Source organism: Anaerococcus lactolyticus ATCC 51172, from assembly GCF_000156575.1.
In the GTDB taxonomy this organism is placed as follows: domain Bacteria; phylum Bacillota; class Clostridia; order Tissierellales; family Peptoniphilaceae; genus Anaerococcus; species Anaerococcus lactolyticus.
In genome coordinates this window covers 1-331 of record NZ_GG666097.1, presented here as the reverse complement: position 1 = coordinate 331, position 331 = coordinate 1, and the positions used below count along the sequence as shown (strand labels likewise).

Annotated in this window: 1 protein-coding gene; it reads left to right on the top strand. The window is 40.2% G+C overall.

The genetic code is table 11. From position 1 onward, the window contains the following. Positions 1 to 331 (top strand): hypothetical protein (locus HMPREF0072_RS12210; protein ID WP_039931495.1); only part of this gene is annotated, 331 nt, incomplete at both ends.

The window sequence follows — 331 nt, the reverse complement described above, 5'->3', positions numbered from 1 at the left end:
AGGTACAGACCTATCACAAAAAGGAATTACCACTACAGCAAACTCTGGTTATGAATTTGAACAATGGAACCCAACATTGGGTGTTGTTAATCAAGCTACTGAATTTACAGCTAAGTTCAAAAAGAAAACTACACCACCAGCACCATCAGGTGACACAACTGATGATGTAATCCCATACTTACCAGGAGAAACCGTCCCAACTAAGGGCTCAGATAACAAAGATATTCCAGCTACTTACATCACTGTAACCTTTAAGGCAGAAGTAATAGAAGGTGCTGCTGCTGGTACAGTAACTGTTAAAGGAAAAACTGGGGCAGTTGTATATGCCAAA